We start from the raw sequence: 26517 nt of genomic DNA, 5'->3' as shown, positions 1-26517 counted from the left end.
GCTGCCGCCACCACCCCGGCTGCCTGATGCTCGGCGTTATGTGGTGATCGGTGCGCAGGTGACTGTAGTGCCCACGAAGCGCGTCCGTAGGAGTCGTGCGGAATTTGGGCAGGATTCGTGGAAGGATCCTTAGGGTATCCACGCTGGTCAGCCCCGGTAATGGCGAAGACCCCCGGACGAGTCCAGGGGTCTGAAGCGAAACGGCTCGTCTCGTGATCAGTCGTGCCCGCGCAACCACTCTGGCGGAGCGGGAGGCGGCCCTCCGGTGAATGCGCGGCGGAGTAGCGGGTGGCCGCAGATTCGAGTCCTGCGGAGGCGCCAGTCTTCGCCCTTCCTTCGGCTGGGTCTCAGCTGGGCTCCAGCCGGTCAGGGGAAGGCACGACACCCCATCGCTGTCTGTCGAAGCCTGTCATTTACTTAGCCTTACGACAGTGGTCATATAATGCGCCGGTTACTGACGGACCCCTGAAGGGCTACGGCGAAACCCCATGTCTTTTCCAGGCATACGGGCGGTGGTGACACCTCTCCCCAATCGCCTCGACTCCCTCACGAGCCTGCGTTTCTTCGCGGCCTTCGCGGTCTTCACCACCCACTTCACCGGGAGCGGCGGCAAGACCGGACTGGGACGGGCGCCGTTGATCTTCCCCTACGCGCAGTTCGGCGGAAACGGCGTCAGCCTCTTCTTCGTTCTTTCAGGCTTCCTGATGATCTGGGTCTTCAAGCCGGACGAGCACCCAGGCGCCTTCTATTGGCGCCGCATAGGCCGGATATGGCCCGCCCACCTGGTCGCCCTGCTGCTGGGCACGTACGCCTACTACACGGCGGCGCACCTCGCGATCAGCTGGCCCAGCCTGATCTCCTCCGTCTTCCTGGTGCAGACCTGGTCCCCGAACGTCACCCCGGCCCTCCCCGGGAACGAGGTCACCTGGACGCTCAGCGTCGAACTGCTGTTCTACGCCCTCTTCCCGCTGCTGAGCCGGATCGCTGTCAGGCTGCGCACCCGCTGGCTCGGGTTGGTCACGGCAGGCGGACTGGTGGGAATGTGGGCCGTGGACTGGTTCGCCACCAGCCACTACTCGCCCGCCCACGCGGCCTGGGTGATGCGCCACCCTGTGGTCTACCTGCCGGAGTTCCTGCTCGGCATGACGCTGGCGCTCGCGGTCAAACGCGGCTGGCGGCTGCCGCTGCACCCCTCGCTGCCGGTGGTGCTGCTGGCGGCCTACGTCTACTGCTACTACCAGGGCAAGACCCTGTTGCCGGTGGGGGCCGCGGCGCAGCTCGACTATCTGGTGCGGCCGGTGGTCGCGGTCCTGGCCGCACTGATCATCCTCGCCTTCGTCCAGCGTGAGGTCCGCGGACTGCGCGGCGTACTCAGCGCCAAGCCGATGGTCCAGCTCGGACTGTGGTCGTACTGCTTCTACCTCCTGCACCACTCGATCAGTCGGCTGGCCATCTACCAGTGGGGCCGCATGCCCGACAACAACGGCACGCTGTTCGCGCTGATCGGCATGGGCGTGGTCGTCATCGTGCTGGCCTGGGCGTTGTACTCCGCGGTGGAGGAGCCCGCGGAGAAGTGGTGGCGGCGGCACACGCCGCAGCGGTGGCTGCGGCAGGGCCCGCCCGGCGGGCGAACAGTGGCAGTTCCGCCGCTTCGCCGGCCGGAGACCGAACCGCGCGAGCCGGTCGCCAACTGACGAGACGCGGGTGTGCGCGCGGGGCTCTAAGGACTCCTGGTTAAATGAGCGCCTTTTCCTTGGGGTGACAGGCCATCAGTGAGGTGTTGCCCCTGCATCCGATGGGCGCCGGCTGACGCGGCTGCTGGCACCTGCCACAGCCGTGCCACATCGTGTGGTCGATCACGGTCAACGACGGTTCGCCGCAGTCGAGATGCGCCGCTGAGCCGGGCCCTCACCGAACCCGGGGTGGCCTGCGCGCCTTCCCTTGTCCGTATGTGCCGCTATGGAATGGCCTACTCAGGTTGCATCCATCCGTGATCGCGGAATGGGGTGTCTAGGGTTGGCCACTTTCATCAAATTGGCGACGAGGATGGCAGGCTGGGCGGACGGCGGCTCGCGGAACCCCATCGAAGGTGTGCTTGCGCGCCCAACGCGCCCAACGCGCCCACGCGGACGCCGATGCTCACTCGCCGGCCCTCGGTTAAGACGCCGGGATTATTGCGCTCCCTGGGGCACCTGGAGGTCCGGATTCTCATGGTGCGAGCCGTTGCGCGGCTGTTGAGATTCCGTGACATTGATTCATGGGCCAGCCGCTCAGCCTTTTCCTATGAGCACTCAGGGGGCGGGGCCGCGGCGGCACGTGAATTGGGTTCAGCTGATTTCAGCCGCGGGAGTCGCGATCATCACTGTCATCGCGGCTGGCCTCGCCGACGGAGCAATGTCCAGTGTCGCGAGGATCTTCCGCGACAACCCGCCCCCGAAAATCGAACAAACCTCCGAGCATCATGTGATCCTTTTCGATCCCGAAGGTAGCCTCGGCTCCGAATACGCCGTCACCGAACATATTGGACCAGCAAAATGCTGGGAGGAGAGCCTGGTGAGCGAGTCGCCCGGGGCTCTCCGGTGCGCAGCGAAAGACTACCTCTTCGACCCGTGCTGGCAGAAGGGGAGTTGGGATTCAGGTCATGTCGGCTGCCTGCTGAATCCCTGGAGTCGGAAGGTCACGATACTCAACCTCCCATCCGGGACGGGAGAATACGAGAAGGTGCCACACATGGAGATACCGTGGGGTCTGGAAATTCAGAACCCCAATGATCGCTACGAGATGGTGCGATGTTCATCTGTAGCGGGCGGGACCGTGGAATTCGTGGACGGAAAGCCCATCTACTGGAAGTGTTTCGATGAGCTGGATAAGCACGTGGGATGGGCCGTTGGGGACATCGAAAAGTCCAAAGACGGACCGTGGAAGGTCTTCTTCTCGGGGAAGCGTTCTGATCAGATAGTTCAGACCCCGATAAGTAATCTCTGGTGGTGACCGATGTCAAGATTCGACGAGTTCCCCGGATTTCCCCGGCGTTCACGGCTTTATCGTGACAGTCCAGTTCGTGGGGTCTCCCGTGGGGGCATCTTCCTGTGACGAACGAGCGCCACTTCGTACGTCCCGGGCCGGCCGTCGGCCCCTTGTTGGGCGCAGGGGGCGCATGGACCGGGGACGGCCTGGGGGATGTGATCTCCGCTTCGATCGACGTGTACCGCGGGTGTTCCTCCATCTCCGCATCGCCGACGAACTCCGGCGGCGAATCGCGGAGCACGTAATCGCGGAGCACGTAACCCCGGAGCACGTAGGGGAGCCAGGGGATTGTCTGCCGTCCCGTGCACAGACGAAGCCGCACCGTCTCGAAGAGAACATCGAAGCCGACGACGTGGAACTGACGTCCGAATGGTGGGCGCGCCCGCGGGCGTATGGGTCTCCAACCTCGGCAAGGGCACCCTGCCACGGATCCCCGTCACCGCCGCCGGAACTCCGGGCCGGGTCCGCACCGTCATCACCAGCCTCACCGGCGTCGACGACTTCAACTTCCTCAGCGACCACTCCAACCTCGTGTTCGCCGCGCTGAACACGCAGAACCAGATCGCGGTCGTCTACCCGAACGGCACCACCAGGACCGTACTCACCGCCTCGGACGGCCTCGCCTCGCCCACCGCCACCGCGGTGCGCGGGAAGCGGCTGTACATCACCGACGGCGGGCTCGACGCGCCCCACGACGCGCGACTGCAGAGCGGGAAGGTCGACCTCGGCGCGCCGCTCTCCCTCTGAGGATCCAGGTCCTCGGCGCCCGGGCCGTCACGCGCGCAGATAGGCCAGGACCGCCAGCACCCTGCGATGGGTCGCGTCGGCCGGAGGCAGGTCCAACTTGGCGAGGATGCTGCCGATGTGCTTGCCCACGGCCGCCTCGGACACCACCAGTTCGCGGGCGATCGCGCCGTTCGACCTGCCCTCCGCGATCAGCGCCAGGACCTCACGCTCACGCGGGGTGAGACGCTCCAGCGGGTCGCGGCGGCGGCGCAGCAGTTGGCGTACGACTTCGGGGTCGACCACCGTGCCGCCGTCCGCGACCTCGCACAGGGTGTCCACGAACTCCTCGACCTGCCCCACCCGGTCCTTCAGCAGATAGCCGATCCCCGATCCGTCGCCGGTGTCCAGCAGTTCCGAGGCGTACGCCCGCTGCACGTACTGGCTGAGCACCAGGACCGGCAGCGTGGGCCGCTTCTCGCGCAGCCGCACCGCCGCGTGCAGCCCCTCGTCCTCGAACGCGGGCGGCATGCGTACGTCCGTCACGACGATGTCGGGTGTGTGCTCCTCGACCGCGGCGACCAGAGCCGTGGCGTCCCCGACGGCCGCGACCACCTCGTGGCCGCAGCGGGTGAGCAGGCCGACGAGGCCCTCCCGCAGCAACACGCTGTCCTCGGCCAGAACTACGCGGAGGGATCGGTCCGTTCGCAAGGAAACTCCACACGCAACAGGGTCGGTCCGCCCCGCGGACTGGACAGGGAGAGTCTGCCATCCAGCACCGACACCCGGTCCGCGAGTCCGGTCAGCCCGCTGCCGGCCTCGGCGTCGGCGCCCCCACGGCCGTCGTCGCGCACCTGAAGGAACAGACGCCCGTCGCGATGTTCCCCGCTCACCGCCGCGCGGCTCGCCCCGCTGTGCCTGGCGACGTTGGCGAGGGCTTCGCAGACCACGAAGTACGCGGCGGCCTCGACCGCCCGGGGCAGCCGTCCGTGCAGTTCCAGGCCGTCGATGTCGACCGGGACCGCGGAGCGGTCCGCGGCGTCCGCGACCGCTGCGTGGAGGCCGTAGTCCGTGAGGACCTTGGGGTGGATGCCGTGGATGAGTTCGCGCAACTCCGCGAGTGCCCTGCCCGCCTCCTCGTGGGCGGTGGCGAGCTGGTCGGCGAGGGGCCCGGGCGGCGCGTCCAGACGGGCCAGGCCGAGCGTCATCGTCAGGGCCACCAGTCGCTGTTGAGCCCCGTCGTGCAGATCGCGCTCGATGCGCCGCCGCTCCGCCTCGAAGGCGTCCACCAACCGGACGCGTGAACGGGCCAGTTCCGCGACCTTCGCCCCCAGGTCGCCCTCGCGCGGCGCGATCAGCACACGCGTCAGTTCCGCTCGGGCGCCCGCCGTGACCCCCAGGACGTAGGCACCGAGCGCGAGGAGGACGAGCCCCAGCACGGCTGTGCCGAAGGCCGTCGGCCAGGTGGTGACCGTCCACTGCTTGAGCACCTTGGCCTCCCGGCCGTCGCCGGCCGTGGCCATCAGCAGCGGGGTCGCGGCCATGGACAGCGGGGCGAGCAGGGCGACCGTGATCGCGAGGGCGTCGACCGGCCACAGCAGCCCCGCGAAGAGCAGCGCGTACCCCAACTCCCGCCAGGTCAACCGCTCCCTCAGCCGTGTCGTCAGCCAGGACCGCAGACCTCCCGTCTCAGGCACCCGATGCCGGTCGGGGGCCGGGTCCCGGTCGACCAGACGCAGCCTGTGCCGTTCCACCCAGGTCACCGGGATACCGGAGAGGGCCGCGAGGAGCAGCAGCGGAAGCCCCACCAGCACGAGGGCGAGGACGCCACCCGCGGCCACCGTGATCACGATTCCCACGAGGGCGGCAGCGCCGGTCAGGACGCCGGTGAGCAGGTATCCGGCCGAACGCCACGGCCACGACGACAGCAGGAAGTCCGACCGGGGCATGGCCTGCCAGACATTCCGGGGATGCGGATGCGGAGGATGCGCCGGGCGGGGGTGCGTGGACTGACGGTTCTTGGACTGACGGTTCATGGGCCGGGGGTGCATGGGCGTCACCGTAGAAGGGCCGCCCCGGGCGGTGCCATCGGGACAGGGGGCGGACCGGGGGTATGCCTGGCCCTACCCCAAGTCTCGTTTCCGCCACACTGCGCCTCGCCACCCCCACACGGTTTCGTGAAGCCATGAACATCGACGCGATCCGGTTGTACTCCGTCAGCAGGCGGTACGGGGCGGGCGACGGCCTGGTGACGGCACTCGACGAGGTCTCGCTCGCCTTCCCCAGGGGAACCTTCACCGCCGTCATGGGCCCTTCCGGCTCGGGCAAGTCGACCCTGCTGCAGTGCGCGGCCGGGCTGGACCGCCCCACGTCGGGGTCGGTCACCGTGGGCGGGACCGAGCTGACGAAGCTGAGCGAGACCAAGCTGACTCTCTTGCGACGAGAACGCATCGGGTTCGTCTTCCAGGCGTTCAACCTGCTGCCGTCCCTGACCGCCGAGCAGAACGTGGCGCTGCCCCTGCGGCTCGCGGGCCGCCGCCCCGCCAGGGCCCGGGTGCGCGAGGTACTCGAACAGGTCGGCCTGGGCGACCGGGCACGGCACCGGCCGACGGAGCTGTCCGGCGGTCAGCAGCAACGCGTCGCCCTGGCCCGCGCCCTGATCACCCGCCCCGAGGTGCTCTTCGGCGACGAGCCGACCGGCGCCCTCGACTCGCGGACCGGCCGAGAGGTACTGAGCCTGCTGCGCGCCATGGTCGACGACGACCGCCGGACGATCGTCATGGTCACCCACGACCCGGTGGCCGCCGCGTACGCAGACCGCGTGGTCTTCCTCGTCGACGGACGCGTCGACGGCGAGATGGCCGGCGCCGGCGCCGGCGACATCGCCGCGCGCATGACCGAGCTGGAGGCCGCGCCGTGCTGAGCGTCGCCCTGCGCACCCTGCGCGCCCGCTGGGTCACCTTCGTCGGCAGCTTCGTCGCGCTCGCACTGGGCGTCGCGCTCATCGCGGTGATGGGCCTGTCCCTCGCCTCGTCACTGAACGCGCCCGACGGGAAACCCGAGCGGTTCGCCGCCGCGCCGGTCGTGGTCAAAGGGGCCGACACCCTGCGCGTGCCCACCTCGATCGGCGTCCGGGTGCACAAGCTCGCCCGGCCGCGTGCCGTGCCCGCCGGGGCCGTCGCGCAGCTGAAGAAGCTCGGCACCGTCGTCGAGGACCGGTCGTTCGCCGTACGGGCCCGGGGCGGCCCCGGCGACCTGGTGGGCCATCCCTGGTCCACCGCCGCCTTCGCCCCGTACGAGATCGACGCGGGACGCGCGCCCCGGGCGGCCGACGAGGTCGTCGTCAGCGGCGACTGGGCGAAGCCGGGGGAGCGCGTACGGACCGATCGCGGCACGGTGCGGGTGGTCGGCACGGTACGGGTGGTCGGCACCGGACGGGTGGCCGGTACCGGACGGGTGGCCGGTACCGGACGGGTCGGAGCCGCCGGACGGGTCGGAGCCCCCGGACGGACCGGCGCCCCCGATCGGGTAGGCGCCACCGATCGGGTAGGCGCCGCCGGACAAGTCAGCGGCGCAGTCGCCCGACGCGGCTTCGAGAACGCCGTCTTCTACGTCGACGAGCGCGCCGCCGTATTGTCGCCCCGCAGTGTCCAGCTCGTCGTGGACGCCGACGCGGCGGCCGTACGTGAGGCGGTGCGCGGCAGCACGGGCGTCCAGGTCCTCACCGGCGACGCGCGCCGTTACGCCGACGCGGACCCGGACCGGGACAGCGAGGCGCTCACCGCCATGAACGCCCTGTTCGGCACGGCCGGCGGTGTCACCGGGTTCGTCTCGGTCTTCGTGGTGGCCTCGACCTTCGCCTTCGCGGTCGCTCAGCGGCGCCGGGAGTTCGGGCTGTTGCGCACGGCCGGGGCGACCCCGGGACAGATCCGCCGGATGGTCATCGCCGAGGCCGTGGTGGTGGGCGTGCTCGCCTCGGCCACGGGATGCGTGCTGGGCGCGTACGGTGCCCCACGGCTGGCCGCACGGATGGTCGACGGCGGGCTAGCGCCGGGCTGGTTCACCATCGGCGACGCCACCTGGCCGTACCACCTGGCCTTCTGGACGGGCCTGTTCGTCGCGCTGTGCGGTGTGGTGGCCGCCTCCTGGCGGGCGGGCCGCACGGCCCCCGTCCAGGCGCTGGGCGAGGCCTCGGTGGACACCCGTGCGATGACCCGGGGCCGACGGTTGTCCGGCCTGGCACTGCTGGCGACCGCCGCCGTCACCCTGGTCCTGGCCCTGGTCGGCGACCCGGGTGAACTGCTGCACCGGAAGACCTATGTGAGCCGGCCGATGCTGCTGATCACCGCCGTCGCCCTGCTCGCGCCGGTCGTGGTGCGCCCGCTGACCCGGCTGATCGCCTGGCTCCCGGCCCGACTCCCCGGCGCCGGCGGCATGCTGGTCCGGGAGAACGCCGCCGCCGGTGTGCGCCGCACCGCCGCGATCGCGGCGCCGGTCCTGGTCACCGTCGCCCTGGCCGGCTCGCTGCTGGGCGCGACCGCGACCCTGAACGAGGCGAAGGCCGACGAGACGCGCCGGCAGACGGCCGCCGACTTCGTCGTCACCCCGGCGAGCGGCGCGGGCTTCGACGCGGCCACCCTGCGCGGGCTGCGCGAGGTCTCCGGCGCGGAGGTGTCCGCGACCGCGTCGAGCGCCGTCTATGTGCTGGAGGACGGCGTGTCACTGGCCAAGTCCGAGGCGCGCGCGGCGGATCCCGGACCGCTCGCCGCCACCACCCGGCTGCCGGTCGAGGCCGGGCGGACGAGCGACCTCGACGACGACTCCATCATCGTCAACCGGGAGTGGCAGCGTCATACCGTGGGGCAGCGGGTGCGGGTGTGGCTCGGCGACGGCACGAGGAAGTCGCTGCGGATCGCCGCGGTGATGACCACCGGCACCGGCGACAACGGCGTGTACGTCACTCCGCGCAACGCCCCTGGCGCGCCCGTCGACCGGGTCGACGTCGCCCTCACCACCGGCGCGGACGCGCACGCCGTGGCCGCCGGACTGCGCGCGGCGGTGCGCACCTCGGGCGGGCAGGTCCTCACCAAGGACCAGTGGGTACGCGCGACTCGTCCCGAGACGAACCGGACGACCCGGCTCGGCCTCCTGCTGATCCTGGGCATCGCCCTCCTCTACACCGGCATCTCCCTGGCCAACACCATGGTCATGGCGACCTCCGACCGCGTGCGCGACCTGGCCGTGCTGCGCCTGGCCGGAGCCACCCGGTGGCAGGTGCTCCGGCTGGTGGGCGCCGAGGCGCTGACGGTCGTCACGGTCGGAGGGGTACTGGGCCTCCTCGTCGCGGGGCTCAACCTGCTGGGCATGTGGAGCGCGATGGGTCTGCTTTCGGCCCCGATCCCGATCGAGATCCCCTGGACGGCCGTCGGTGCGGTCCTCGGCGCCTGCGCGGTGACGGCCGTCGTCTGGTCCGTCATCCCCGCCGCACTCGCCATGCGGCGCCGGGCGGTGGAACCGGCGGCCGTCCGGGAGTGACGCCCAGTGCCCTCCCGTACCGCTACGCGGAGGTCCGCGACGTACCGCTACGAGGAGGTCCGCGCGGTGGTCGCGGCGATGGTTTCCAGCGAGCCGATGAGCAGGTCCCACAGGCGCTCGGTGTGCAGCTTCGTCGCCACGGAGGTGTTCGCCGGGCCGGAGCGGCCGCGGAAGTCGGTGACCGTCATGCCGTAGGTCGCCGTGCCCCGCAGTTCGACCTCGACATGGGCCGGCGTGACCTCCATCAGGCTCGGGTCGATGGCCCGGCCGACCGCGCACGCGTCGTGGATGGTGGCCATCGCGCCGTGCACCTTGCCGACGTTGGCGTTGTAGTGGTCGAGGAGGTCGACGACGAACCGGGACACGGGGGTGCCCAACGCCCCGATGCGGGAGAGCAGTTCAGGTGTGGCGGCGGCCTGTGCCGTCAGATCGAGGCCGACCATGGTCAGGGGCCAGCCCGCCGAGAAGACGATCGCGGCCGCCTCGGGGTCGGCGTGGATGTTGAACTCGGCCGCCGGTGTGATGTTGCCGCGGGTGTACGAGCCGCCCATCAGGACGACCTCCTTGACCAGTGCGGCGATACGGGGCTCCCGGCGCAGCGCCAGTGCGATGTTGGTCAGGGGTGCGGTGGGGACGAGGGTGATCTCACCGGGGTGGGCGAGGACCGTCTCGATGATCAGATCGACGGCGTGCCGGGGGTCGGTCTCCACGGCCGGGGGGATGAAGGCGGGGCCGTCCATTCCGGTGTCCCCGTGGATCTCGGCGGCGAGGGTCTGGTCCCGGACGAGGGGACCGCCGGCACCTGCCGCGACCGGTACGCCGCGCAGGCCCGCCAGGGTGCAGACCTGCCGGGCGTTCAGGGTGACCTTGTCGATGGTCTGGTTGCCCGCGACGGTCGTGATGGCGACGATCTCGACGTCGGGGTTCCCGGCGGCGAGCAGGATGGCGATGGCGTCGTCGAGCCCGGGGTCGCAGTCGATGATGATCTTCTTGGGCATGGGCGTCCTTCGGGGTGGGACGGGGATGCGGACCGGATCACTGAGAACAGCGTGTGCCGGTCCCACCCTGCCCTTGTCGGCCCCACGCCACCCTTGTCGGCCGCACCCCGCCCCTGTCGCGAAGGGTCACCTCGGCCGATGCGAGGTGGCTCACCTCGGCGGATGCGAGGCAACTCACCTCAGCCGATGCGAGGCAACTCACCTCAGTGGATGCGAGATCCTCCCCGACGCCTCGTCGATCTCGTCGTGCGCCTTGGTCAGCAGCTTCATCGCCAGTTCGTTGAGCGCCCGCGCGCCCGCGACCTCCTCGCCGACTCTCGGCTGGTTGGAGTCGGAGGGGTGGCGGCTGGCGTACCCGTGAGCGCGTACCTCGTTCCCGTCGGGGAGCCGGAGGAGAGCGGCGGCGCGGGTGCGGTGGTCGTCCTCCTCGAACTCGATCTCGACATGCCAGCCGACGGCGGTCCGTGCCTGCGCGGCGGCCGGTTGCGACTGTGTCATCTGTGTCATTGCGATCACCTCCGGGGCGGGCCCAGCCCCTGGTACGGGCCTCGGCCCCTCCTACCAGAGTGTGCTTCTTCCGCCGACTCCGCACGGGATGACGACCGACGTCGACAAGGAGTGACCGAACGACTACGAACCGCCCGTGCCGGGGCCGTTGAACCAGTGACAGGACGGCTGTCGGCGCGCTCGGCGAACGTCCAGGTCACGGCCCCCCGGCCGAACGGGTTTCCCCCCAGGGGTGGCGGTCAGGCAAGATGGGGTGTATCTGCCCACTGCCGATTTCAAGCGTCCGGACGGTTTCTCTTGGCTGAGTTCATTTACACCATGCGCAAGACGCGCAAGGCGCACGGCGACAAGGTGATTCTCGACGACGTCACCTTGAGCTTCCTGCCGGGTGCGAAGATCGGTGTGGTCGGTCCGAACGGTGCTGGTAAGTCCACCGTTCTCAAGATCATGGCGGGGCTCGAGCAGCCCTCCAACGGTGACGCGTTCCTGTCACCCGGCTACAGCGTCGGGATGCTGCTCCAGGAGCCCCCGCTCGACGAGTCCAAGACGGTCCTGGAGAACGTCCAGGACGGCGCCGCCGAGATCATGGGCAAGCTCAAGCGCTTCAACGAGGTCGCCGAGCTGATGGCGACCGACTACTCGGACGCGCTGCTGGACGAGATGGGCAAGCTCCAGGAGGACCTGGACCACGCCAACGCGTGGGACCTGGACGCCCAGCTGGAGCAGGCCATGGACGCCCTGGGCTGCCCGCCCGGCGACTGGCCGGTCACGAACCTCTCCGGTGGTGAGCGCCGCCGCGTCGCGCTGTGCAAGCTGCTGATCGAGGCGCCCGACCTGCTGCTCCTCGACGAGCCCACCAACCACCTGGACGCCGAGTCCGTGCAGTGGCTGGAGCAGCACCTCGCGAAGTACCCCGGCACCGTCGTCGCCGTCACCCACGACCGGTACTTCCTCGACAACGTCGCCGGCTGGATCCTCGAGCTCGACCGCGGCCGCGCCATCGGCTACGAGGGCAACTACTCGACGTACCTGGAGAGCAAGGCCTCCCGCCTCAAGGTCGAGGGCCAGAAGGACGCCAAGCGCGCCAAGCGGCTCAAGGAAGAGCTCGAGTGGGTGCGGTCCAACGCCAAGGGGCGTCAGGCCAAGTCCAAGGCGCGTCTGGCGCGCTACGAGGAGATGGCGGCCGAGGCCGACAAGATGCGGAAGCTGGACTTCGAGGAGATCCAGATCCCGCCGGGCCCGCGTCTGGGCTCCATCGTCGTCGAGGTCAACAACCTCTCCAAGGCCTTCGGGGAGAAGGTCCTCATCGACGACCTCTCCTTCACGCTGCCGCGTAACGGGATCGTCGGCGTCATCGGCCCGAACGGCGCCGGCAAGACCACCCTCTTCAAGATGATCCAGGGTCTGGAGACCCCGGACTCCGGCACGATCAAGGTCGGCGAGACCGTCAAGATCAGTTACGTCGACCAGAGCCGCGAGAACATCGACCCGAAGAAGTCGCTGTGGGCCGTCGTCTCGGACGAGCTGGACTACATCAATGTGGGCCAGGTCGAGATGCCGTCGCGCGCGTACGTCTCCGCCTTCGGCTTCAAGGGTCCCGACCAGCAGAAGCCGGCCGGTGTCCTGTCCGGCGGTGAGCGCAACCGGCTCAACCTCGCCCTCACCCTCAAGCAGGGCGGCAACCTGCTGCTCCTCGACGAGCCGACCAACGACCTCGACGTCGAGACGCTGTCCTCGCTCGAGAACGCGCTGCTGGAGTTCCCGGGTGCGGCCGTGGTCGTCTCCCACGACCGTTGGTTCCTGGACCGGGTCGCGACGCACATCCTCGCCTACGAGGGTGAGTCGAAGTGGTTCTGGTTCGAGGGCAACTTCGAGTCGTACGAGAAGAACAAGATCGAGCGCCTCGGCGCGGACGCCGCCCGCCCGCACCGTGCCACCTACAAGAAGCTGACCCGGGGCTGATCGATCTTGCGGCACATCTACCGCTGCCCGCTGCGCTGGGCGGACATGGACGCGTACGGCCACGTCAACAACGCGGTCTTCCTCCGCTACCTGGAGGAAGCACGTATCGACTTCCTGACCCGCCCGGACAAGCAGTTCAAGCAGGGGTCCGTGGTGGCGCGCCACGAGATCGACTACAAGCGGCAGCTCGTCCACCGGCGCGAGCCGGTGGACATCGAGCTGTGGATCACCCAGATAAGGGCCGCGTCGTTCACGATCACGTACGAGGTCAAGGACGCGGACCAGCTCTACGTCCGGGCCGCGACCGTGGTCGTGCCGTTCGACTTCGAGGCCCAGCGCCCGCGCCGCCTCACCGCCGAGGAGCGCGAGTTCCTGGCGGAGTACCGGGACGACCAGGCTGAGGAGGCCGTCGCGGCATGACCGTGACCGCCCTGCACCTCACCGACGACGGGGAGGCGGCGGACCTCGCCGCCTTCCTCGCCCGGCTGATCCACTACGACCGCGCCGCCGCCGTACGCCTCCAGGTGTCCGGCACCGCGCTCGCGGTCTTCGGCCGGCCGCCGTCGTTCGAGGTCCTCGCGATCCGTACGGCGCGGCTCGCCAAGCCGTACGAGAACGGTCTCGACGTCACCCTCGACGTGACCGTCTCCGCCGGTGAACTCCTGGAGTCCATCGACGAGTCGGCGGCCACCGTCAGTGTTCCCGGGGCCGTCACCGGGCCGCCGTGGGCCGGGGTCCTCCCGCCCCGCGGAGGCTGGCAGCCGGAGCCGGGACTGCCCGGGCCGGACGCCGTACGCGCGATGATCGCCACCGCGGTCGCCGAATTCCGGTCCCGTACGCAGGAGTTGGCGACCGAGGCACGTACGCGCGCCGAACTCGACCGCATAGGGCGGGAGATCTGGTCCCGGCCGATCGGTGACACCGGCCTTCAGGTACGGGCCGTGCACGCGGCGCAGTCGCTCGGGTTCCTGCTGCCGGTGCGTCAAACCGACCCGGGCGAGAGCCCGTTGAGGCTGTACTCGTCCGGGGCGTGGCTGCGGCTGCGTACGCCCTACGGATCGATCGCCGTCCGCAGGGCGGGACTCGGGGCACTGGACGTCAGCGTCCGCTGATTCCCCCGGGGCGCTGTCAGCCGGCCGTGTTGATCATCGACGCCGCCGCGTACGTCAGGTAGTTCCAGAGCGTGTGCTCGTGCTCCTCGGAGAGGCCGAGTTCGTCGACGGCCACGCGCATGTGCGCCAGCCAGGCGTCGTGTGCCGCCTGGTCGACGGCGAACGGGGCGTGCCGCATCCGCAGCCGGGGGTGACCGCGGTTGTCGCTGTACGTCGTCGGGCCGCCCCAGTACTGGATCAGGAACAGCGTGAAGCGTTCCTCGGCCGGGCCCAGGTCCTCCTCGGGGTACATGGCTCGCAGCAGCGGGTCTTCGGCCACTCCCTCGTAGAAACGATGCACGAGGCGCCGGAAGGTCTCCTCGCCGCCGACCTGCTCGTAGAAGGTCTGCTCCTGAAGCGTGCCGCGCCGAATCTCTTTCACCTCACCATCGTCTCAGACCGGGTGACCGAGGACGCAAGGCTTAGGACCAGCGGCCCAGAGCCCCCCCAGAGCCCCCCAGAGCCCTTCAGAGTCCCCGGCGGCCCAGCGGGAGTGACACTCGCCTCGCGGCCCGTCCCGCCGCACAGTGGAGGTATGGGCGCGCACGCTCTCGACCACGACCACGACCACGACCTCGACAACCTCGCCACCCTGGCGCGGGCCGCCCTGGTGCGCGAGATCGACCGGAGCGGGGCCTGGGCCGCCGACCCCGTGTGGCGGGCGGCGTTCGAGGAGGTCCCGCGCCACCTCTTCGTGCCGTACTACTACGTCGGTGCCGTGGGCGGCTTCGAGCGGGTGTGGGGCGAGGACCCCGACCCGCGCAGCCGGGAGCACTGGGTGCGCGGCGCCTACGCGGACGCCCCGCTGGCCACCCGGGTGCGCGACGGCGAACTGGTCTCCTCCAGCAGCCAGCCGTCGCTGATGGCGATGATGCTGACCGCGCTGGAGGTACGGGAGGGGGACGCCGTCCTCGAGATCGGCGCCGGCACCGGCTACAACGCGGCGCTGCTCGCCCACCGTCTCGGCGACCGCCTGGTGACCACGGTCGACCTCGACCCGGAGATCACCGAGTCCGCGCGCCGGCACCTGGCTACCGCCGGATACCACCCGACCGTCGTCACCGCGGACGGCGCCCGCGGGGTCCCCGAGCGCGCCCCCTTCGACCGGATCATCGCCACCTGCACGCTGACCTCGATCCCGCGGCCGTGGCTCGCCCAGTGCCGTCCCGGCGCCCGCATCCTGGCTCCGCTGGCCACCGGCCTGATCGCGCTGAGCGTCCGGGACGCCGGGCACGCCGAGGGGCGCTTCCTGCACACGCCGGCCTACTTCGTGCCCCTGCGCGGCGCGAGCCGACCCGAGGAGTCGGAGCCGCAGGACCTGCGTGAGCTGCCGCGCCGGGCCCGCGGCGACGAGCTGTTCCGGTTCCTGCTGACCCTGGCAGGGAGCGGCCTCGACCCGTACGAGGCGTACGAGCTGTGGGAGCGCGAGAGTCGGCCCGTGCGCGAGCGGTACGGGGTCACGGTCGACGGCGCGGACGCCTGGGCGTGGCTGGACGACCCCGAGGGGCCGTACGCCTGGCCGCTGCCGTGACTCGTGCCGTGACTCGTCCCGTGACTCGTGCCGCGGCTTCTGCCGCGACCTCCGCCGTCAGCCTCGCCTGATGGTGATCGTCGTCCAGGCGCCGACGTGCACCCGGTCGCCGTCCTGGAGCGGGATCGGCACGAAGGGCTGGATGGGCTCCTCGCCGCCGTTGACCGTGGTGCCGTTGGTCGAGTTCTGGTCGACGACCGCCCAGCTGCCGTCCGGCTGCTGGACCAGGACCGCGTGCTGGTGCGAGACGCCCGGGTCCTCCGGGGGCACCGAGAGGTCGATGTCGGGGGTGTCGCCGGTGGAGTGCCGACGGCGGCCGATCGTCATCTGGTTGCCGGTGAGCGGGCGCTGCTGCTCCGGTGAGTACGCGGGCAGGTTCAGGCCTGCGGCCTCGGGGCCGGAGCGCTGCATCATCGCCATGAAGTACTCGCGGTCGGGACCGATCGTCGCGCTCCAGGACAGCGGCTGGCGGTGTTGCTGGTAGTCGGGACCGGGGCCGGGCGGGGCCTGGGTCGCGCCGGGCTGTGGATAGCCGTAGCCGCCGCCCTGACCCATACCGGGACCACCGGGACCACCGGGACCACCGGGACCACCGGGGCGTCCGCCGGGACCGCCCGGTCCGCCGGGCGAATTGCCCGACGGCGGGGAGATCACCCAGTCGTCGTCACCGCCGCCGAAGGACGGGCCCCCGGACTGCGGACCGCCGGGCCCGGGCGGGCCCTGCTGCGGGAACGTGGGCGCGGCCGGCTGCTGGGTGAAGGCCTGCGGAGCGCCGGGACCACCGGGGCCACCGGGCGTGGGCCCGGGCGGCGGCGGAACCGGACGGGACGGGTCCGCGCCGAAGCCGCCGGGACCGGGACCAGGACCACCGAAGCCACCGGGACCACCAGGACCGGCACCAGGACCGCCGGGACCACCCGGGCCGGAAGGACCGCCCGGACGGGACGGGTCACCGCGGAAGCCCGACGGATCCTGCCCGTAGGGCGGAATCGGTTCCGCGGGGCGGTTCATCTGCGAGGGCCGCGAGCTCTGGTAGTCGAACGGGTCGTGACCGGGACCGGTCGCGGGGCCGGGACCACCAGGCTGCCCCTGCCCCTGCGGGGGCTGCTGGAAGCGCAGCGCCGGATTGGGCATTCCGGGCGCGGGTGACTGCGGACGCGGCGCCGCCGGGGTGTACGAGGTCGCCGTGTTCGTCAGGAAGTTCCACCGGCACTCCTCGCAGAACGGCGCACCGCCCTCACGGGGCGTACGGCACTGCGGGCAGAGCTCAGGCTCGGGATTCGGCACGGCGGACAGGTGCGGGCGCCCACCGGGGGCGCCGGGTCCACCCGGGCCCCCGGGACCGGACGGCGGGGGCGAGCCGGGCGGCGGATAGCCGTAACCGGCGGCGGGCGGCGGCGGTGGAGGGGGCGGAGGCACGGCACCGGCCATGCGGTGACCGCAGACCTCGCACCAGTCGTCGGAACCCGACTGGTGTCCGTTCGGGCAGGTCGGCATGTCGGCGCTTCCCCCTCTCCTTTTCCGGCCGTTATGACCGGGTTTCTCCAGCTCCCAGCGGGAACTGGGCTCGCTACTTCTTTACACGAACAGTCTTTGTGGACCGTGTCTCAAGGGTCATTTCGTCGGCCTCTTCGACCCTTGCCTTCAATCGCACAGTACCTGCCGCGGCGTCGACCACGTCCACCACCTTCGCAAGCAGTTTCGCAGTATCGGCGTTGCCCGACGCGCTCGCGAGCTGAACGGCCCGGCCCAGCTTGGCCGTTGCTCCGTCGACATCTCCCGATTTGCGAAGATCCAAACCCTGTTGGATGACTTGCGCCAGTTCCGCCTGACCTGTGTAGTGCGCGACCTGGGAGTTGATCCTCGTCGAGGCCACCATGTCATCGGTCCACACCGCCTTGACGAGCCCCTGGGCGCCGAGGTTGTGCACGCCCCCGTCGCCCTGCGGCACGACGAGCGAGACCCGGGCGGCCAGCATCTCCTGGCCCACTCCGGCCGAGGGGACCTCGACGCACACGTGGTAGTCGCGGGACTCGTCGCCCCAGGACCCGGTGGGGTAGTCGCCGGCGCGCGGGCCCGCCTCGGTGCGACGGTCGGTCAGCTCCTCGACCGTGGGGGCCACTTGCTTGACGAACTTGATCTCGGTGCCGACCGGCGTCCACAGGCGCAGCGCGACGTCCGCGACCTCCTTGCCCATGGCTGTTTCCATCATCTGCGTGAAGTCGGCGGACAGGGCGGCCGGGTCCGCGACGATGTCGGCGGTGCCGAGCAGGGCCGAGGCGATCCCGGTGACCTCCTTGACCTCCCAGTCCGTACCCACTCCACGCGCGTCACACGTGAAACGTCCGGCACAGGAGTCGAGGGCGGCCTTGAGGTCCTGCGGCGACTCGTGTTCGTTGCGGCCGTCGGTGAGCAGGATGCCGTGCCGGATCGACACCTCGGCCGAGGACAGCAGCCGGTCGGCGAGGCGCAGCCAGGTGCCGATCGCCGTACCGCCGCCCGCGCTCAGCCTGCGCAGCGCCTCCTTGGCCTGGCCGCGGGTCGCCGCGTCCGCCACCGCGAGGCGCCCGTTCCCGGGGTAGACCTCCTTGGCGACGTGCGTGCCGCCGATCACCGCGAAGCGCACCCCGTCGCGCAGGGTGTCGATCGCGGCGGCCGTGGCCTCACGGGCGCCCCGCATCTTGGTCGGCGGGTAGTCCATCGAGCCGGAACAGTCGACCATGATGGCCACGGCGGCGTCCGGGCTCTGGCCCGCCGCGTACAGGTGGGGCGCGCCGACCGCGCTCCCGACGGTGCCGCCGCCGGTGGCGCTCACCGTGACGATCGCGTTGACCTCGCGGCCGCCCTCGGGCAGGTACTCGTTCTGGTACACGTCGACCGAGAACTGCGGCACGTTCGACTTCGAGAAATTGGCCATGCCTTCTTCGTCCCCCTCAAGACCTCCGGTAGTTGGCGGAGGCGATGACTGTATGCGGACCGGTCCCCTCCGGTCCGAGGCCGTCCCCGTGGGCACGGATTGCGCCTTTTCGCGGCCTCAGGCCGATCCTGCCCCCTGCGGCGGGGCCGGGAACGGCACGACGGCCACTGTTACGTTGTCGTGGCCCCCGCCGTCCAGGGCGTGACCCACCAGGACCTGGGCGCTGTGCAGGGGCCTTTCGGCGGCGTCCAGCGGCACGACCTCGGCCATCTCCTCGGCCGCCTCCGCGTAGTTCCACAGTCCGTCGGTGCACACCACCACCACACCCGGCCGGTCCGGCTTGAAAGAGGCGGTGTGCGGCTCCAGTTCGTACGCGTCCGCGCCGAGCCAGCCCGTGATGGCGTGGGCGCGCTCGTCGGCGTACGCCTGTGCCTCGCTCATCAGGCCCGCGGCGACCATCTGCGCGGCCCAGGAGTCGTCCTCGGTGAGCCGGGCGGGGGGTGAACTCCGGTCGACGGGGACCCAGTAGGCGCGGCTGTCGCCGACCCAGCCGACGATCAGCAGGGCGGGGGTGACGACGGCGCCGACGAGGGTGCAGGCGGGCGCGTTCTGGTGCGGGGCGTGCTCCTCGTGCGCGGGGGGCGCCTCGGCCAGCGAGTTGACGGCCTCGGAGGCCGCGAGGATCGCCTCGTGCATGGCCTGCTGCGGGTGGGTGCCGAGCGGCAGCGCCGCCAGCAGCGCCTCGCCCGCCGCCCGCGACGCGGCGAGCGAGGCCTCGTCGGGGCGGGTCGCCGAGGAGACCCCGTCGCAGACGATCGCGACGACCGCGGGGGAGCCGTCCGGCAGCGCCGTCGAGGAGATCGCGAACGCGTCCTCGTTGCGGTGGTGGCGCAGGCCCCGGTCGCTGACCGCAGCCACCGCACCCAACTCCTGCTCCATGTGGTCCCGTTCGCGCGGCTGGGCGTGCCCGCAGTTCTCGCAGTAGCCGTCGCTGTCCACATGGCCGGAGCGGCAGGCGACGCACAGTTTGGTGCCCGCGGGGGGTGTGACGGGTGCGCCGAGGTCGGCCGTCCGCGGATCGACGACGGGCTCGGCGGGGGCTCCGGCCGGCGGGGCGAGCGGGTACTCGTCGGGCTCCGGGGGCCGGTCGAACCGTACGCCCGAAGGCTGCCCGCCCGAAGGCTGTGCACCTGAGGGCTGCCCGCCCGAAGGCTGTGCACCCGAAGGCTGTACTCCCGCGGGGTGGTCGCCCGGCTGCTGGGCCGCCGTGGACTCCGTGTCCGGGTGGGGGAGTTCGGAGCCACCCGAGTCCGTGCCCCGGATGTCGGTCGCCCGGTGCACCGGCGCGGGCGTGTCGGAGCTCGCCGGCTCCGGCGCGAGGGGCCAGTCCAGGGACGCGGCGGCCTCGGAGGGGCGTGTCGACGAGCCGTTCATGGCGATCGTGGGGTGGTCCTGGGGCGGTGCGGGCACCGCCGACAGGTCGTACCCGCACGCACCGCAGAAACGGTCACCCGCCTCCAGGGGCTCCTCGCAACTGGGGCACCGCGAAAGGGCCGTCGGCTGGGGCATCTGGGACATCAATCACACCCACGTCCGGGGGCGGTAACGGTTGGCACGTTCCACCAGGTCGATCCTCTCCTCGCCGCCCCGCGCGAGGCGGGCCAGCGTGCGGTACGAACGCTCCAGTGCGAAACGCAGACCGCGCTCGTCCACCGCACTGCCGAGCAGCACCGGTCCGCCGCCGGACTGCGGGGCGGAACTCCGGCTACCGGAGAGTACCCAGTCCAGGGCGCAGCCTAGGACCTCCGTCGACAACTGCTCGCGTCGCACCGCGTCCAGACCGTATCCGTCCAGAGCCTCGACCTGGCCCGCGGCGGCGGTCAGATCGTCCAGGAACGCGGCGGCCGCCGCCTCCTCGGCCAGCCGCTGCCGCAGCCGCGCCCGCACCGCCGCGACCCGCGCAGCCGTGTAGTGGATCGACGACTCCGGCACGGACTCCAGTGTGCGTACGGAGCCGCGGCGGTCGCCCGCCGCGAGCTGCACGCGGGCCAGGCCGAACGCCGAGCTGACATAGCTGGGGTCGGTCGTCCACACCAGGCGGTAGTACTCGCCCGCGTTGTCCAACTGCCCCAGCACCTCCGCGCACAGCCCGAGGGCCAGCTTGGGCGCGGGCTCGCCCGGGAAGGCGTCGTAGATCGCGTCGAAGGACAGCGCCGCGGTCTCGTGCTCCCCGGTCGCCAGGGCCGCGACACCCCGGTACCAGACCACCCGCCAGTCGTCGGGATGGTCCGCCTCCAGCGCCTCCAGCGCCCTGCTCGCACTGGCCAGTTCGCCCATCTCCAGCCGGGCCCGCAGCTCGCGCAGGCGCAGCTCCAGAGAGCCGATGGGCGCCGCGTGCAGCGCGGTGATCAGCTCCGCGGGCGCCGAGGCCATCAGGCCCGCGAGGAAACCGGCGTTGGGATCCCCCGGGTCGACCCGGGGGACCGGCAGCGCGAGCGCGGTCGCCGCGGCGTTCAGCGGCTTGACCAGAGCGGCCGGGACCGGAGCGGGAGCCAGGGGGAGCGGCGGGGTCCCGTTCACCCCCGCTCCGTTGCTGCCGGGGGGCGGCGCGGGCGCGCGCTTTCTCCCCCGCAGGGGCACCGCGCGCGCCCCCAGCCGTGACACGTCCCCGTCCAGCTTCCCGAACAACTCGGTGTCCGTGACCTTCAGTTCCGGCCCGAACAGGGTGGACAGGGCAGGGCGCGCCCGCCCCGTCTGGAGGGACACGACCTCCCTGAGCACACCCGTCAGCTGCTCCGCCATCTCCTGCGCGGACGCGAACCGGCGCGCCGGATCGGGGTCGGTGGCGCGCACCAGGAGCCGGTAGAAGGACTCGTACGTCCGGAAGACCTCGATGTTGTCCGGGTCCGGCAGGGAGTCCACGAAGACGTTCGTGTACCCCTGGAAGTCGAAGGTCAGCACGGCCAGGGTGCGGGCGACCGTGTAGAGGTCACTCGCCACCGAGGGACCGACCTCGGCCACCTCCGGCGCCTGGTAGCCCACCGTGCCGTAGATGGCCGACTCGTCGTCGTCCATCCTGCGCACCGCGCCCATGTCGATCAGCTTGAGCTGGTCCTCGGTCTGGATCGCGTTGTCGACCTTGAAGTCGCAGTACAGCAGATTGCGGCTGTGCAGATGGCCGAGCGCCTCCAGGGCCTCGATGCCGTACGCGCAGGCCTGCTCCACCGGGAGCGGATCGCGCTTGCCGTCCTTCGTACGACGGTCGTTGGCGATCTCCTTCAGCGACTTGCCGCCGACGTACTCCATGACGATGTACCCGTCCAGCGAACCCGTCCGCTGGTCCAGGTGCTCCACGAAGTTGTAGATCCGCACGATGTTGGCGTGCTCGATCTCCGCGAGGAAGCGCCGCTCGGAGATCGCCGCCGCCATCGCGTCCTGGTCGCCGGTGTCGAGCAGGCCCTTGAGGACCACCCAACGGTCGGAGACCGCGCGGTCGACGGCGAGGTAGACCCAGCCGAGCCCGCCGTGCGCGAGACAGCCCACCACCTCGTACTGGCCGTGCACGATGTCGCCCGTGTGCAGCTTCGGCACGAACGAGTACGGGTGACCGCACTTGGTGCAGAACCCCTCGGTGCGCCCCACCCGCTCACCGCGCGAACGGCCCACCGGCGCCCCGCAGTCGGAGCGCGAGCAGAACCGCTTGCGCTCGGGCACCTCCGGGTTCTCCAGCACCATCGCGCGCGGGTCGGGCCGCGGCACGTCCGGCACCTGCACCAGCCCGACGCCGAGCCGTCCGCGGCCACTGGAGGAGGCGGTCGAGCCCGAGCTGCGCACCGACACCGAGCGGCTGCTCGCGTTGCCGGACAGCGAGCGCGACAGGCGCCCGGAGACCGAGCGCCGCGACTGGGAGGAGCGCGAGGACGTACGGGAACTGGAGCTGCGGGAACTCGCCCGCGAACTGCTGCCGGAGCCGCGCGAGCCCTTGCCGCCCGCGGTGAGTCCGGTCGGGGGCGAGCCCACCATGCCGTTCGACGCGACGACGGGTGCCAGACCGCACGTGTCGCAGTACAGCTCGCCGCCGCCCACGTCCTCGTACGACCCCGGGCAACCGGGCCGCTGGCACTTCTGCTGCTCACTCACACTGCATCACCTTCAACGCTCACGCGTGTGGCCCCCTACGGTCGGTGGGCCCGCCCTGTTCGGGCACCCGCGGGCTGAGCAGATCGACGGCGGCCCGCTGATAGCGCAGCACCGCCTCCTCCGCCACCCGCAGATCGCAGGGCGCGCTCCACAGCATGCGTCGGGCCGCGTCGTAGCGCTCGATGAGGAACGGGTCCTCCGCGAGGCCGTGCCGGGCCACCTTCGCCTTGTACGCGTCGAGGCGGCCGCGCAGCTCCGCGCGGACCGCGAGCGGCTGGGTGACCGCGGTCAACGACTCGCGGGCGCGCAGCAACTCGTCCTCGGCCTTCTCCTCCAGCGCCTCCAGGAGGGGCGACAGACGGTGCCACTGGGCGTGTCTGCGGTACTCCGCGGCCGTCGCCAACTGCTCCTGCAGCACCGTAGGCGGCCCGCTGACGGCCGGCACCTCGGACGCGGCGATCTTCGCCAGTACCTCACCGCGGGCGCTCCTCGCCTCCGCGAGCGTGCGGTCGGCGCGACTGAGCACGTCCCGCAGCCGCACGAGACGGGCCTCCGCGTCCTGGCGGACGGTGAGCACCGCGTCGATCTCGCGGCGCACGTCCTCCAGCGCGCGCGCCTCGCGGTCGTACGTCGTCGTGTCGGGACGTCCGCCGCCGGGCGCCGAACTGCCCTTCGTGGGCGCCCAGAAGGCCAGCGGGTCGGAGACGACCTGCTGACGCAGGGTGCTCAGCGTCCGGGTGATCCGCTCCAGGTCGTCGCCCGCCGGGTGCTCGCCGGGGCGTACGCCCACGGAGTGCGCGAGCTGGCGGGTGCGCTGGAGCTCCGCGGCCAGTAAATCGATCCGGGCGGGCAGCGCGGACCAGACGGCGTCCGCCGCGACGACCATGTCGAGCGAGGACGCGTACAGCTCGTTCATCCGCTCCACCAGCGCGACCAGCGAGAACCGCTCGCTGAGCCTGCCGGTGCCGGTGAGCGTCGGCGCGTTCGCCGCGGCGGTGGTCGAGCCGGCGACCGTGATGCCCGCGCCGCGCAGCAGCTCGGTCAGGTCGACCAGGTCCTCACGGCTCGACCAGCGTCGCCGGGAACGGATGTCGCGGGCGGAGCGCAGCGCGTCCGTGTACGCGTCGAAGTACGCCCACAGCAGCGTGATCGACGCGTCCGCGGTCGACCAGCGCTCCTTGGTCGTGCCCGTGAGCTCGGCGCCCTCGAGGAGTCTGCGGCCCGCGTGGTCCTGCAGGGCGAGGAGTGAGGTCTCGATGGCCTCGTGCTCCGCGCCGAGCCGCGCCAGCGCACGGTCCACCTCGTCCCGGTCCATCACCGGCTCGGGGGGTCCCGTGACGCCCATCGATCACCTCTCGCTCTCGGTCGTGCCCGTCGCTTGCGTTCCCGCCGGCCGCGTCGTCCGCGCCGCCGTTACCCGGTTTCCGTCATTTGTAGTGCGCCGTCGGCGGAGTCGCCGACGGGGAGTCCGCCTTCAGGGTCGCGGACAGCCACTTGGTGTACGAGGCCTGCCAGCCGCCGCTCTTGCGGTAGTCCACGAGTACCTGGTTGACCCGGCGTACCAGATCGTCGGCGCCCAACTTCATCGCCACGCCGTAGTAGTCGTCGGTGAAGGTCTTGCCCTTCAGCTCGACCGTCGGGTCCTGCGCCGCCTGGCTGGCGGCGAGCGCGCCGTCGGTCACCACGGCGTCGACCTGACCGAGCTGCAGCCGCACCAGGCAGTCGAGTTGGTTGGGCACGGTGGTGGTGATGTCGGCGGAGGCGGTGAGCGCGCCCGCCTTCTTGTCGGCCGACAGCTTGTCGTACGCCGTCGAGCCCGCCGCCGAGCAGATCCGCTTGCCCGCCAGCGTCTCGTCGTACCCCTTGATGCCCGAGGTCTTGGGGGCCAGGACCTGCTGCCCGGTCAGGAAGTAGGGGGCCGAGAAGGCCACGTCCTTGAGGCGGGAGCAGGTGATCGTCATGGTGCGCACCACCATGTCGACCTGACCGGACTTGATCGCGGGGATGCGCTGGTTGGTGGGGATGGCGTGGAAACGGACGGCGCTCGGGTCGCCGAGGATCTCCTTCGCGATCTCGTGCGCGAGATCGATGTCGAAGCCCTCCAGGTCGCTGCTCTTCGCCGTGTTGTTCGGATCGCGGTAGCCCCAGCGGTAGCTGTTCTGGTCGACGCCGACCGACAGATAACCGCGCTGCTTGATGGCCGTGATCGTCTCGCCGCTGTCGTCGGAGGACGGGGAGGGGCTCTGGTCCTGCGGGTCGGTGCACGTGTCGGCCCTGGCCTGGATGCCCTGGCCCACGCCCTGGCCGCCGGTGCCCGTGCTGCCGTCCCCGCGGGCGCTGCTCAGCGGCAGCAACAGGGCGAAGACGGCGGTGACGACCAGGGCGAGGGCCATCGCGCCCACGCCGCCCCAGCCCTTCAGGCTCGCCCTCAGACGTCGTGCGGTCATCGCCATGCCCCCTTTCACCGCTCCCCCTCTCACCGGTACTCCGAAAGCCTGCGCCCGATGCCCAGCAGGGCGCCCGCCGCGGCCAGCACCGCGAGGACGGCCGCGCCCGCGGGGAGCCCGCTCATCGCGTCCCGGCCGTTGCCTGCCGCCTGCTTGAACTCACTCTCCTCGTGCGTCAGCGCCGCCGCGAGGTTGGTGTCCACGCCGTCGAAGCACTCACCGGTGGGCTTGTCGGCCGCCGAACCGATCACCTTGTTCAAAGCGCCCTGGTAGTCGCCCGAGTCGTCGGCCGTGCGGGCCTCCTGGTGGCGGGACTTCCAAACCTTCATGTTGGCCGTCGCGGCCTCGACGGGCTTCTTGCCCGCCGTGTCGTCGGCGATGCCCTCGGCCAGCGCCAGGCCCTTGGTGAGGGTCTTCATGTCCTGCTGGAAGTCGTAGTCGTAGAGGTCCATGACCTGCGTCGTGGACACCTGCTTGGTCTCCGCGCCCCGGCTGACCAGCGTCAGGTTCTCGTTGCCCCGCGCCTTCAGAGAGGCGATCCGGGCGTCGTGCAGCACGTTCAGTGAGCGGACCCCGTGGTCGTACGAGGAGTTCAGCCCGGCCCGGGCCACGCTGTGCCCGACCACCAGCCAGAGCAGCACCACCGCGGAGGCGGCCGTGGCGGCGACCAGTCCCTGGTTCAACACCCGGTTCGTACGGTGGTAGTGGCGTCGCTGGGCCCAGAAGAGCCCGCCGAGCGCGAGGACGCCGAGACCGATCGCGGCCCACGGGTAGGGCTTCGCGTCGGCGTAGTCGGCGCTCAGCCGGGCGTTCTCCCGCTTGTAGAGATCCTCGGCCGCGGGGAGCATCTGCTGCTGCATCTTCTCGTTCGCGTACCGCAGATACGCGCCGCCGAGCGGATAGCCCTGCCGGTTGTTGGCGCGGGCCCGCTCGATCAGGCCCTTGTACTCCGGCAGCAGCTTGTTGAGCTTGGCGATCGTGTCCGTGGACGGGGATCCCGGGTCGGAGTTGGCGGCGGCGGTGATGAGCCCCTGCGCGGCCGTCCGGATGTCCTTCTCGTACCGGTCGCGGGTGTCCGCGCTCTCCTGGCCGCCCGCGAGGAAGCCGCTGGAGGCCGCGGTGTTGGCGTCCGCGAGCGAACGGTAGATGTCCGCGGCGCCGGCGCTCAGCGGCTGGCTGCTGTGCAGCACGTCGTCCGCGGCGCTCGAACGCTCCGTCATCTGCCAGGCGGTGACCGCGCCGAACGCGACGACCAGGAGGGCGAGGACCGCGCCGATGAGGCGCAGCCGGCCCGGTTCCGTCGTCGCCGCGGCGCGCAGGCGGTCCACGCCCTCCGCCCAGGCGGTGCGGCGTGCGGGGGCGGTGTCGGGCGTGGCGGGTCTGCCCGGTGGTGAGGGGGGCCCGGACCGCGGCGCCGTCGCTGTCGCCGTCGCGCCGTACTGGGCCGCTGTCGCGCCGGACTGCGGTGGGACGGCAGGCATCGTGGGCGTGGCCGGCTGCCCCGGTGGCGCCGTGCCCTTCGGCGGCTGTGTCACTTGACCTCCCCCATGGTCATCCGTCGGTCACCTCCCCCGCGTGC

21 protein-coding genes are annotated in these 26517 nt (G+C 71.1%); 9 read left to right on the top strand and 12 right to left on the bottom strand.

Annotated features, from left to right (window positions below; all coding sequences use genetic code 11):
* The first annotated feature begins 515 nt into the window (after positions 1-515).
* From AQJ27_RS19740 to AQJ27_RS19735, 3 genes are all read left to right on the top strand, one after another.
* Entirely contained in the window at positions 516-1694 is a 1179-nt protein-coding gene (locus tag AQJ27_RS19740; RefSeq protein ID WP_162489335.1) for an acyltransferase family protein, read from the top strand.
* A gap of 589 nt (positions 1695-2283) precedes the next feature.
* A complete protein-coding gene (locus AQJ27_RS56410) occupies positions 2284-2991 on the top strand; it encodes a hypothetical protein (protein ID WP_159064371.1) in 708 nt (235 codons plus the stop codon).
* A gap of 405 nt (positions 2992-3396) precedes the next feature.
* Positions 3397-3774, top strand: a complete 378-nt coding sequence (locus tag AQJ27_RS19735; protein ID WP_235613482.1) for a hypothetical protein — start codon at positions 3397-3399, stop codon at positions 3772-3774.
* A gap of 27 nt (positions 3775-3801) precedes the next feature.
* Here AQJ27_RS19735 and AQJ27_RS19730 read toward each other — a convergent pair whose 3' ends face one another.
* Together AQJ27_RS19730 and AQJ27_RS19725 are read right to left on the bottom strand one after the other, a co-directional pair.
* Positions 3802-4461: a response regulator transcription factor gene (locus AQJ27_RS19730; RefSeq protein WP_067370357.1), complete on the bottom strand. Its 660-nt coding sequence runs from the start codon at positions 4459-4461 to the stop codon at positions 3802-3804.
* The gene (locus AQJ27_RS19725) at positions 4434-5699 is read right to left on the bottom strand and encodes a sensor histidine kinase (RefSeq protein ID WP_067370355.1); all 1266 of its coding nucleotides are present in this window, start codon (positions 5697-5699) and stop codon (positions 4434-4436) included. Before AQJ27_RS19725 ends, AQJ27_RS19730 begins: the two co-directional genes overlap by 28 nt.
* Positions 5700-5935: 236 nt before the next feature.
* On the opposite strand from AQJ27_RS19725, the gene AQJ27_RS19720 reads away from it, so the two are divergent.
* On the top strand, positions 5936-6673 hold the full coding sequence (locus tag AQJ27_RS19720; protein ID WP_079065089.1) for an ABC transporter ATP-binding protein: 738 nt from the start codon (positions 5936-5938) through the stop codon (positions 6671-6673).
* Positions 6667-9285 (top strand): FtsX-like permease family protein, encoded by a 2619-nt coding sequence (locus AQJ27_RS19715; RefSeq protein ID WP_235613481.1) that lies wholly within the window; start codon positions 6667-6669, stop codon positions 9283-9285. The genes AQJ27_RS19720 and AQJ27_RS19715 overlap by 7 nt, the downstream gene beginning before the upstream one ends.
* 47 nt (positions 9286-9332) lie before the next feature.
* Here AQJ27_RS19715 and AQJ27_RS19710 read toward each other — a convergent pair whose 3' ends face one another.
* Both AQJ27_RS19710 and AQJ27_RS19705 read right to left on the bottom strand, forming a co-directional pair.
* A complete protein-coding gene (locus tag AQJ27_RS19710; protein WP_067370352.1) occupies positions 9333-10283 on the bottom strand; it encodes a nucleoside hydrolase in 951 nt (316 codons plus the stop codon).
* 198 nt (positions 10284-10481) lie between these two features.
* Complete coding sequence (locus AQJ27_RS19705) at positions 10482-10790, bottom strand: DUF1876 domain-containing protein (RefSeq protein WP_235613480.1); 309 nt, start codon at positions 10788-10790, stop codon at positions 10482-10484.
* Between the two features lie 297 nt (positions 10791-11087).
* On the opposite strand from AQJ27_RS19705, the gene ettA reads away from it, so the two are divergent.
* The 3 genes from ettA to AQJ27_RS19690 are packed head-to-tail and all read left to right on the top strand — an operon-like array spanning position 11088 to position 13864.
* Positions 11088-12752, top strand: coding sequence for an energy-dependent translational throttle protein EttA (gene ettA, locus AQJ27_RS19700; protein WP_079065088.1), 1665 nt, complete (start codon positions 11088-11090; stop codon positions 12750-12752).
* Between the two features lie 6 nt (positions 12753-12758).
* Complete coding sequence (locus AQJ27_RS19695; protein WP_067370347.1) at positions 12759-13172, top strand: acyl-CoA thioesterase; 414 nt, start codon at positions 12759-12761, stop codon at positions 13170-13172.
* A gap of 2 nt (positions 13173-13174) precedes the next feature.
* Complete coding sequence (locus tag AQJ27_RS19690; protein WP_067370642.1) at positions 13175-13864, top strand: DUF8010 domain-containing protein; 690 nt, start codon at positions 13175-13177, stop codon at positions 13862-13864.
* A gap of 16 nt (positions 13865-13880) precedes the next feature.
* Here the strand turns inward: AQJ27_RS19690 and AQJ27_RS19685 are convergent, their stop codons facing one another.
* Entirely contained in the window at positions 13881-14285 is a 405-nt protein-coding gene (locus AQJ27_RS19685; protein WP_054231791.1) for a globin, read from the bottom strand.
* 153 nt (positions 14286-14438) lie between these two features.
* On the opposite strand from AQJ27_RS19685, the gene AQJ27_RS19680 reads away from it, so the two are divergent.
* Positions 14439-15434, top strand: coding sequence for a methyltransferase domain-containing protein (locus tag AQJ27_RS19680; RefSeq protein WP_067370345.1), 996 nt, complete (start codon positions 14439-14441; stop codon positions 15432-15434).
* Between the two features lie 57 nt (positions 15435-15491).
* Here the strand turns inward: AQJ27_RS19680 and AQJ27_RS19675 are convergent, their stop codons facing one another.
* From AQJ27_RS19675 to AQJ27_RS19645, 7 genes are all read right to left on the bottom strand, one after another.
* Positions 15492-16931 carry an FHA domain-containing protein gene (locus tag AQJ27_RS19675; protein WP_067370343.1) on the bottom strand — a complete coding sequence of 480 codons (1440 nt, stop codon included), beginning with the start codon at positions 16929-16931 and terminating at the stop codon, positions 15492-15494.
* A 73-nt stretch (positions 16932-17004) separates the two neighbouring features.
* Complete coding sequence (locus tag AQJ27_RS19670; protein WP_067370340.1) at positions 17005-18351, bottom strand: vWA domain-containing protein; 1347 nt, start codon at positions 18349-18351, stop codon at positions 17005-17007.
* Positions 18352-18468: 117 nt separating this feature from the next.
* Complete coding sequence (locus tag AQJ27_RS19665) at positions 18469-19932, bottom strand: PP2C family protein-serine/threonine phosphatase (protein ID WP_067370338.1); 1464 nt, start codon at positions 19930-19932, stop codon at positions 18469-18471.
* Positions 19933-22491 (bottom strand): serine/threonine-protein kinase, encoded by a 2559-nt coding sequence (locus tag AQJ27_RS19660; RefSeq protein ID WP_067370335.1) that lies wholly within the window; start codon positions 22489-22491, stop codon positions 19933-19935.
* 19 nt (positions 22492-22510) lie between these two features.
* Positions 22511-23836, bottom strand: coding sequence for a hypothetical protein (locus AQJ27_RS19655; protein ID WP_067370332.1), 1326 nt, complete (start codon positions 23834-23836; stop codon positions 22511-22513).
* Positions 23837-23918: 82 nt separating this feature from the next.
* The gene (locus AQJ27_RS19650; RefSeq protein WP_067370638.1) at positions 23919-24938 is read right to left on the bottom strand and encodes a glutamate ABC transporter substrate-binding protein; all 1020 of its coding nucleotides are present in this window, start codon (positions 24936-24938) and stop codon (positions 23919-23921) included.
* Positions 24939-24967: 29 nt separating this feature from the next.
* Positions 24968-26419 carry a hypothetical protein gene (locus tag AQJ27_RS19645; protein ID WP_235613495.1) on the bottom strand — a complete coding sequence of 484 codons (1452 nt, stop codon included), beginning with the start codon at positions 26417-26419 and terminating at the stop codon, positions 24968-24970.
* Between the last annotated feature and the right edge of the window lie 98 nt (positions 26420-26517).

The organism is Streptomyces olivochromogenes, assembly GCF_001514115.1.
Lineage (GTDB): Bacteria > Actinomycetota > Actinomycetes > Streptomycetales > Streptomycetaceae > Streptomyces > Streptomyces olivochromogenes.
Note: the sequence above shows the minus strand (reverse complement) of the source record. Positions and strands in the feature narration are given on the sequence as shown.

Coding starts and splice junctions, on each gene's coding strand:
- AQJ27_RS56410 (WP_159064371.1), top strand. CDS start 2,284: ATGAGCACTCAGGGGGCGGGGCCGCGGCGGCACGTGAATTGGGTTCAG.
- AQJ27_RS19735 (WP_235613482.1), top strand. CDS start 3,397: ATGGTGGGCGCGCCCGCGGGCGTATGGGTCTCCAACCTCGGCAAGGGC.
- AQJ27_RS19725 (WP_067370355.1), bottom strand. CDS start 5,699: ATGCCCCGGTCGGACTTCCTGCTGTCGTCGTGGCCGTGGCGTTCGGCC.
- AQJ27_RS19720 (WP_079065089.1), top strand. CDS start 5,936: ATGAACATCGACGCGATCCGGTTGTACTCCGTCAGCAGGCGGTACGGG.
- AQJ27_RS19710 (WP_067370352.1), bottom strand. CDS start 10,283: ATGCCCAAGAAGATCATCATCGACTGCGACCCCGGGCTCGACGACGCC.
- AQJ27_RS19705 (WP_235613480.1), bottom strand. CDS start 10,790: ATGACACAGATGACACAGTCGCAACCGGCCGCCGCGCAGGCACGGACC.
- AQJ27_RS19680 (WP_067370345.1), top strand. CDS start 14,439: ATGGGCGCGCACGCTCTCGACCACGACCACGACCACGACCTCGACAAC.
- AQJ27_RS19675 (WP_067370343.1), bottom strand. CDS start 16,931: ATGCCGACCTGCCCGAACGGACACCAGTCGGGTTCCGACGACTGGTGC.
- AQJ27_RS19670 (WP_067370340.1), bottom strand. CDS start 18,351: ATGGCCAATTTCTCGAAGTCGAACGTGCCGCAGTTCTCGGTCGACGTG.
- AQJ27_RS19655 (WP_067370332.1), bottom strand. CDS start 23,836: ATGGGCGTCACGGGACCCCCCGAGCCGGTGATGGACCGGGACGAGGTG.
- AQJ27_RS19650 (WP_067370638.1), bottom strand. CDS start 24,938: ATGACCGCACGACGTCTGAGGGCGAGCCTGAAGGGCTGGGGCGGCGTG.
- AQJ27_RS19645 (WP_235613495.1), bottom strand. CDS start 26,419: ATGCCTGCCGTCCCACCGCAGTCCGGCGCGACAGCGGCCCAGTACGGC.